The sequence below is a fragment of the Bifidobacterium sp. 2450 genome (assembly GCF_041900695.1).
GTDB lineage: Bacteria > Actinomycetota > Actinomycetes > Actinomycetales > Bifidobacteriaceae > Bifidobacterium > Bifidobacterium longum.
Genome location: NZ_JBHEEA010000031.1, coordinates 1 through 7614, shown reverse-complemented (window position 1 = coordinate 7614; position 7614 = coordinate 1). Strand labels below are relative to the sequence as shown.

The following is a 7614-nucleotide window of genomic DNA, read 5'->3' as shown; positions in this document are numbered from 1 at the left end:
CGGCGAATGGTGGTCCGACTCTGGAGTATGAGAGTCATGGTTTGTTGGCGTTGACGGTTCCTCATCTGCATGGTCCGCGTCCGGGGCGTCGTGCGTTCGGAATGCGTGGCGTGGTGTTGAAGTCTTTGTGGTTCCTGTTTGTTTTTGTGGTGTCCGTGGTGGTGCAGGTAGTGTTCATGGATGTGGCGAAGGCGAATGGGTCGGGTGATTGGTGGCCGTTGATGGCCGTCCCCAATGTTGGGGTGTTCGTCATTGTGTTTACGTCGATAGCGTTGTCTCCGTTCATCGTTTACGCGATTGGCAGTTTGTGGCCTCGTCTGACCGTGCCTTTCGTGATGTTCGGTTCCTTGGCGATGCTTGCGGTTGGTTCGTTTGTGGGTCAGGAGGTTGGTCGTAGGTGGTTGTGGGACCGGTATGTGGCGACGGGCTTGTTGAAGCCGGGGGATTTCGTGGATTGGTCGTCTGATCGTCTGCCTGCGCCTTTGGCACAGCCCGCGTCGGGTGGTTGGTGGGTGATTGGCTTGGTGGCCGGTGTACTGCTGGTGTCGGGTTCCCTGTTCCTGTACCGGGAGGATCGGCATCGTGGGTCGAATATTCTTCCTCGCTATATATCGTATGGTGGCGGCGTGGTTGGCTTGGTCGCGGCCATCGGCATCGCGTTGACCCGTCATGTGAGCGGTTTCGCGTTGGTGGCTGCCCCGCTGGTTGCGTTGTTCGTCGGGTTCCTGTGGTTCCCGTTGGATTTGGCTGCCGTGTATTTTTGTGTGGATAATCGTCGTGAGTCGTGTGGTGAGTGGTCGGCCGCGTTCTGGCTCACTGCCGAGGCGTTGTTCGTCATTGGCGTGTGTACGGCGCTGCCCATGGCGTGACGGTTGGTTGTGTGCTGGGATGGTAGTGCAAAGGAGGGTGAGTGGGGATGTCCATTCGGTTGGATGAGCGGCGGTATGTCGAGGAGTTGAAGTGTCTGGTTGCGGATTTCCGGATGTGGCAGGATCCGCTGGTTCCGTTGCCGGATGGCTTCGATGATGCCTTGGTGCAGCGGTCCTATCATGTGTTCGGGCAGACGAGTCCCGCCGATATCATCGCTTTGGCAGTTCGCACCCGTGATGAGGATTTGGTTGCCCAGGGCGAGGGATTTATATCTGATTCAGTCTCCATGATTGATGATGAGGATGTGTTCGGCTGGCTGTTCCGCATGATTTGGGGCAAGGAGTTGCAGCTTCGCCAGCAGATAGCCGATGCGGATGTGGAGGATCTGGACGCCACTTTTGATTTCCTGACTTCGGCATGCCGGTTGGCGGCCCATGTCCTTCTTGGCTGGGGCGAAGGGGATACCTCCAGCGCGTATATCGCGAGGTTGTTCCTCATTGAACAGTACGATGAGGCGCTCAATTGCATTCTTCCGTACTCCAATGTGTCGTTGAACGCGAACGAAACCGAATTGGTGGCATCGGATTTGCGCGATCGCGCCATAGCCGCGGCGATGCGGCGTGGCGAGACCGCCGCGATGGAGATGAAGCTGCATGAGGCGGAAGGCGGTCTCCGTCCTTCGTCTAGTGAGGGTTCTGCCGCGCCCGATGACGGGGATGAGAATGGCGTCGCGGATGATGGCCGTCCGTTCCCGCAATCCGATGTACTGTACCTGTTCGATGCGGACCACGTCATCGAGGCGTATCGCTATTTCCTCGACCATGCCGAGGCTGATGCCGATGGCGATGCGGATGGTGATGGCGAGCTTGATGATGGCAATCCCTGGCACAAGCCGGATTTCGTACAGGACAAGCTGCTGACCTTGGCGGGAGCGGGAATCGTGGAGCCGTTGGTCTCCACCGCGTTGGAGCAGAGGGATAGAGACCGGCTCGAGGCTGCGTTGAATCTGCTCGCCATATACCGGGACATCGTTTGTGATGACGGCATACTGGCGTTGCCCATCATCGCCGCGCGCACGTTGCAGGATTCGGACGGGCTGCGGCCCGATGCGGATCTCGACCAACGTATGCGGTACCTGGAGTCCTCGCGTGACCTGCGCTCGAGCATGGCGGCCATGCTGCTCGCGCGCATCCCTGATCCTTCCTGGAGCCGCAAGTTGGCGGTGGATTTGTTGAACGCCGATATGGAGTCGTATGCGCGGCACGTTCGCGAGCTAGCCGAGTCGTGAGCATTCGCTTCGGAAGGTCTTGCAGTAGACAGCGTATTGTGCTTTAGACAACGGTTAGTTTATTGGTAAAGTTGCTTAGCCAGAGCTGCGTTACTGTGTCGCTGAGTTTTGCGTCTTCGGAAGACGTTGAGCGTGGCCGGGGCTAGACTTATGTGCTATGAGAGCGAAGACTGTTAGGGATCGGCGTACGGGGGCTCAGACGCTGACCATACATACCACGCGAGGCGAGTCGTTGGATTTTGGGCAGGCGCAATGGCTTGCTGAAGGCCATTGGTGTATGCTGCCGTTCCGGTTTGAGAGCAACGGTGCGGAAATCCTTTTCTATTACGACGTGACTCATTGCGAGGCCATGCATGGCGTGCTGAGGTCGGTAGTGCCTGGCGGCCAATATGTGGGCATGCTTGTGGCGGTATTGTCCGTTATGGAGCAGTGCGAAGGGCATCGTCTGCCGTTGTCGTATGTGCAGTGGGATCCCAAGAGCGTGTATATGTCCGCACAGGGGTATCCGCTGTTCGCGGTGGTGCCGGCTCTGGGATTGGAGCCTGACCGCGATACCGTCAGCACATTGCTGCAGACGCTGGCCGACGCACGCCGGACCCGGCTTGAGGATGCCGTTGTGCAAGGCTATCAGCGTGCGCTCGCCGAGTTCCTGGGGCGCAATTCACTGGTTAATGCAGATGCTCTGCATGATTTTATGGCGTATTTGCTGCCCGGCACTGTTCAGCCGCGTCAAGCGCAGTCAGCGCAGTCGACTCATGAAGATAATGGTTCGGAGACGCAATTTGGGGCGACCGTGGTATCTGATGGCACCATGGTCGGTGCCACGCGATTTGGCGCCACAGTATTGAGCTCCAAGCCTAAACTTCAGACGACGCCGCAACAGTCTGCGGCGCCGGTGACTGCTGCGGCGACGTCGGCATCAGCCACGCCGTCAGCGCACGTAGCGACGGTGACTTCCACAACGAGGGGAGCGCACGCGGCACCGGTGGGTCTCGCAACGAGGGGAGCACACGCGGCACAGTCGGCTTCCGCAACGTCGGCACAGTCGGCTCCTACAACACCGGCACAGCCGACTCCCGTAACACTGGCCGCGCCCGTCGTACAGCCGGCTCCTGCAATGCCGCCCCGCAAGCAGGAAGCGCAGCTTGCCCGCGAGAACCCCGTTCGCGAACAATATATCAGCGAAAATCCCGCCCTTGATAATAGGGGAGCGACACCAGATGTGTTGACTAACGCGGTCTCGGGTGTCACCGCTACTGCCGCCGCGGTCGCGGGTGGCGCGACAACTGCTGCCGTGGGCGAGACCAACGCTGCAACAGCCGCTCACGGCGCGAATACGGTCAACAACATCGATGCCGTTCGGGTTCCCATCACTAGCAGTATCGCTCGCCCCATCATTCCCGTCAGTGCCGTTAACAGCGCGCTGCACGCCGACGAGAACGACAGCGAAGGCGAGACGATGCTGCGCCTCTACACGGACAAGTCCAGAGGCTTTACCGTCACACGATTGCGCGACGGTAAAGCAATAACAGTGCACGCCACACGAGCCACCATCGGGCGATCGAAAACCGCGGACATTCACATGGGCGGCAATACCAACGTCAGCCGTATCCATGCGGTGATTGACATGCTGGATGACGGACGTTTTTGCATCACCGACAATCATTCGGCCAACGGCACCGCGGTAGGTGGCCGCGAACTGGCAAGCGGCGGTTGCGAATATGTGGCATCTGGCGGCGATTTCACGCTGGCCGACGACACATTCGTGATCTCTCCTACAATAGAAGGCAGAGAAGAACCGAAGCGATGACGCTGATAGCGGGGGAGAAGAACCATGAAACGATGTGCACAATGCGGCAATGCAGTTCCTGACAATATGATGTTCTGCACGCGGTGCGGAGCCCCGGTGCCAGAGGATGCCACGGTAGTGGCATCGCGCGGGATTCCGCAGCCGGGTGCTAGTGTGCCGCAGCCAAACATGCCGCAACCGGGCGCACCTCGGCCGAATACTCCTCAGGCGAATATCCCACAGCCCGGCATTGTGAGGCCAAACGGCTCGACGCAGAACGGTTCGATCCCGGGTATTCCGGCACTTGGCAGTCCGATTCCGAGCGGCCAGACGCCCGGAACGTATGCTGGCTCTGCTGGTGCCGTTCCCCAGGCGGGAACTCCGGCCCCGAACAATGGCATGCCAGCCGGTGCCGTCCCTTCAGTGGGAGCTCCGGTACAGAGTAATGGCAATGTCGTCGGCAATACTCAGGGCAATACTTCGAACGGTGACGGCAACAACGGCAAGAAGCCTCGTAAAATACTGCCGATTATCATAGCGATTATCGTGGTGATAGCGCTGGTAGCCGGCGGCGTTACGGGCTTTATTTTCTGGCGCAATGCGCAGCAGAAGGCCGAAACCAAGTCTGCGACCACGTCCGCCACCAAGTCGAAGCCCAAGGCGAAAGTCAAGACCAAGGAGAAAACCAAACCCGAGCCCGCCAAGCCGGCGGTCACCGAAGTGACGATGACCGATTTCTCATGCGACGGCAACTCCGCACGTGACTGGAAGTGGACTGGCGGCGCGATGGTCTCGAACGTCATCCACTGCTGGGATGGAGATTCCTCGGTCGATTCGGATTCGTCATCCAGATCCTCAAGTGATTCCCTGGACGGCAGCGGCGAGTATGCCTTCGGCATTTGGACGCCGTCATTGGACGAATCGAAGGAAATCCACGTATCCATGCTCGAATCGGGGGAGAAGGAGTACTCCGAGCCGCAAGTCGCCGCCACATACGGCGATAATCCAGCCGTATTCGTGTTCTACGCGGTGAAGACCAAGGCGGTGGACACCACGCCGGAAAGCGTGCATCTGTTCGCTCACGAAGTCGATCTTGAAACCGGCGAATTGTCCGACCGCATCGATTTGCGGACCGAGGAAGACAATCTCATCGATTATGAGCAGGGGTACGAATATTCGCTGCTTGCTGAATCCCGCAATATGGTGGCCATCAAAAAGACCTGGCATAGTGATGAGAAATACACCGCCAACAAGAGTGAACAGTCGGCTACCATCAACCATACGCAGGTGATGGGTGTGACTCACGACAGCGATGCTGCCAAGGTATTGCAGACCTTCCAGGACAAAATCGTAATCACCGCTGATTCTGACGGATACCAGTATACGAAACAGGTCGAGGCTTCTGCGAGCGGCGTGAGTCTGTACGACGCATATCTGGTGAAGGACAATTCCTACCACCTGTATTCGGTCGAAGACAATAAGGAAATCACCAGTTTCCCGCTGAACTACTGTAATCCAAACTATTCAAGCTGTGATTTGAGCCGAATGCGGTATCTCGGCAAGAATATATATGTGACCGGTAATACCTATGACTATAGTCATGTCATCGATAGCACGACCGGCAAACAGCAATCGTTGAAAGACGTGCTGGGACTAAGCAAGGATGAAGACGTCAGAGCCGTTGACCAATTCTCCGACGGCACCCTCTACGTGCAGACGGATGGTAACGGCAACGAAAGCAAACGCGTGTTCCTGCTGTCGTCCGATCTGAAGCCCACGGAAGTGTTGGATGGGCCGCAGTGGGGTCGTCTGTTGCTGACCGACGGCAGTTTCAAGGACATCAACTATCTGACCAAGACCATATACGTGAAGACCACGGATGAGCAGATCATCGTTGATGCGCAAGGCAAGTCCGTGGGCAAGTACACGCAATTGCCGTTGAACGATGATTCCATGGTATGCGACCATTCCGTTATGGAATGGATGGCGTGGAGTCCGGAATCCAGCGGAGACATGATTGTGACCATCGGTCAGGCCCCGGGCGACCCCGCGCCGGATCTGAGCAACAGTTCGTCGCAAAGCGAGAGTGATTCGGATTCGTCGGACTCGGAGTCGGACTCTACGGACTCATCGGACTCGTCAAGTTCGTCGAGCTCATCCAGCGATAACAAGTCAGACTCGAACAAGTAACTACTGCGTTCAGCGGTCAGTGACCGCCCAGCCCGGTATGGGCATAGCCGAGCAACCGTCACTGACCGCCCGCTAACGGCAACAATAAACCGCAGGTACCGTACGGGTACAAGTTGTTCTCACAGGTAGTGCCCGAACTCTTGCGCACTTTGGTCTTCGCCCGTCCCTGTGGCGGTGATCAGTTCGCTGCTGGTACGGTCTCACCGAGCCTTGACATGTCGAGGTAGCGGCGCGTCGACCACTCGTCGGATGTCACGTAGCGGACCCTCGCGCAGACGAGCATCAACGCGCTGCGTCCGTCGGGGAACGAGCCGACCACGCGGGTCCTGCGCCTGATCTCGCGGTTGAGCCGTTCGATCATGTTGTTGGTGCGGATCCGACGCCTATGCTCGCGCGGGTAGTCGTCGAGCAGGTAGGTCGTGGTCTCGCCGATGCCCTCGCGCAGGCATTTGGCGGCCTCCTTGAGTTTCCTGGATTCCATGTCCCGGGCGACGGATTCGGCCTTCTCCAACGCCTTGTCGCGTGATTCCATGGAGAACACGGCCTTCAGTGCGTCGGCCGCCCAGTCGCGGTTCCCGGGGTTGACCCTGGCGAGTATGTTGCGCTCGAAATGCACCATGCACCGCTGGTAGCGGGCATCGGGCAGCAGCTCGCCCGCGGCGGCGACCAGCCCCGCGCACCGATCTCCCGTCACCAGTCTCACGCCCTTGAGGCCTCGTGCGAGCATGCCTTTGATGAATTCGCGCCAGCTTTCCGCGTCCTCCTTCATGCCCTCGGCCACCGAAAGCACCTCGCGCCGCCCGTCCATGCCGACGCCGATGGCCACCAGGATGCTCACGTTCTCCACGGACCCGCCCCAGCACCTTTTGTGCCACACGCCGTCCATGAACAGGTACGGGTAATCCTGTTCGAGGGGCCTGCCCCGCCATGCGTCGATATCCGCATAGACGCGCTTGAGCTTGTCGCTCAGGGTCTGCGAGGGCATGCGGTCGCCCCACAGGAGCCGGCTGACATCATCGACCTGGCGGGTGGAGACGCCGGCCAGGTACATGTCGATCAAGGCCTCCTCGACGCTCTCCTCACGCCGACGGTATCGTTCGATCACGGCCGACTCGAACACCGCGCCCTTGAGTTTCGGCACTTTCAGGCTCATTTTGCCGGCCTTGACGGTCAGGTCGCGCTCGTAGTGGCCGGCCCGGTACGCCTTGCGGTCCCCGCTGCGCTCGTAGCGCGCGGCGCCGGTGATCTCGTCGGCCTCGGCGTCGAGCATCGCGTTCAGGGTCTCCTCGACGCTTTTGCGGACCATCCGGTCCAGGGTGGTTTCCAACATGGCCTGGTCGACCTGTAGAATCTGCTGTGACATGGCTTCGTGCCCTCGTTTCCAATCGCGGTTTTCTAATGTCTGGCGACTGAAAATCGTACACAGGACACGGGCCATGCCCCTATCTCAAGCCCAAACCAAAGTGCGCAAAATCTC

5 protein-coding genes and 1 pseudogene are annotated in these 7614 nt (G+C 58.9%); 5 read left to right on the top strand and 1 reads right to left on the bottom strand.

Features of this window, described 5'->3' with window-relative positions; all coding sequences use genetic code 11:
• From ACEUKI_RS10670 to ACEUKI_RS10650, 5 genes and pseudogenes are all read left to right on the top strand, one after another.
• On the top strand, window positions 1–869 hold an 869-nt coding region (locus tag ACEUKI_RS10670; RefSeq protein ID WP_115770849.1), incomplete at its 5' end, for a hypothetical protein.
• Window positions 870–916: 47 nt separating this feature from the next.
• A complete protein-coding gene (locus ACEUKI_RS10665; RefSeq protein ID WP_374156876.1) occupies window positions 917–2158 on the top strand; it encodes a hypothetical protein in 1242 nt (413 codons plus the stop codon).
• A gap of 232 nt (window positions 2159–2390) precedes the next feature.
• Window positions 2391–3968, top strand: a complete 1578-nt coding sequence (locus ACEUKI_RS10660; RefSeq protein ID WP_374156880.1) for an FHA domain-containing protein — start codon at window positions 2391–2393, stop codon at window positions 3966–3968.
• A gap of 24 nt (window positions 3969–3992) precedes the next feature.
• Window positions 3993–4061, top strand: a pseudogene (locus ACEUKI_RS10655) (zinc-ribbon domain-containing protein); the annotation flags it as partial.
• Between the two features lie 138 nt (window positions 4062–4199).
• A complete protein-coding gene (locus ACEUKI_RS10650) occupies window positions 4200–6137 on the top strand; it encodes a zinc ribbon domain-containing protein (RefSeq protein ID WP_374156881.1) in 1938 nt (645 codons plus the stop codon).
• A 178-nt stretch (window positions 6138–6315) separates the two neighbouring features.
• Here the strand turns inward: ACEUKI_RS10650 and ACEUKI_RS10645 are convergent, their stop codons facing one another.
• Complete coding sequence (locus ACEUKI_RS10645) at window positions 6316–7500, bottom strand: IS256 family transposase (protein WP_131218582.1); 1185 nt, start codon at window positions 7498–7500, stop codon at window positions 6316–6318.
• Window positions 7501–7614 lie beyond the last annotated feature (114 nt).

Excerpts from the sequence above, each read along its gene's own strand:
- ACEUKI_RS10665 (WP_374156876.1), top strand. The coding sequence starts at position 917 with ATGTCCATTCGGTTGGATGAGCGGCGGTATGTCGAGGAGTTGAAGTGT.
- ACEUKI_RS10645 (WP_131218582.1), bottom strand. The coding sequence starts at position 7,500 with ATGTCACAGCAGATTCTACAGGTCGACCAGGCCATGTTGGAAACCACC.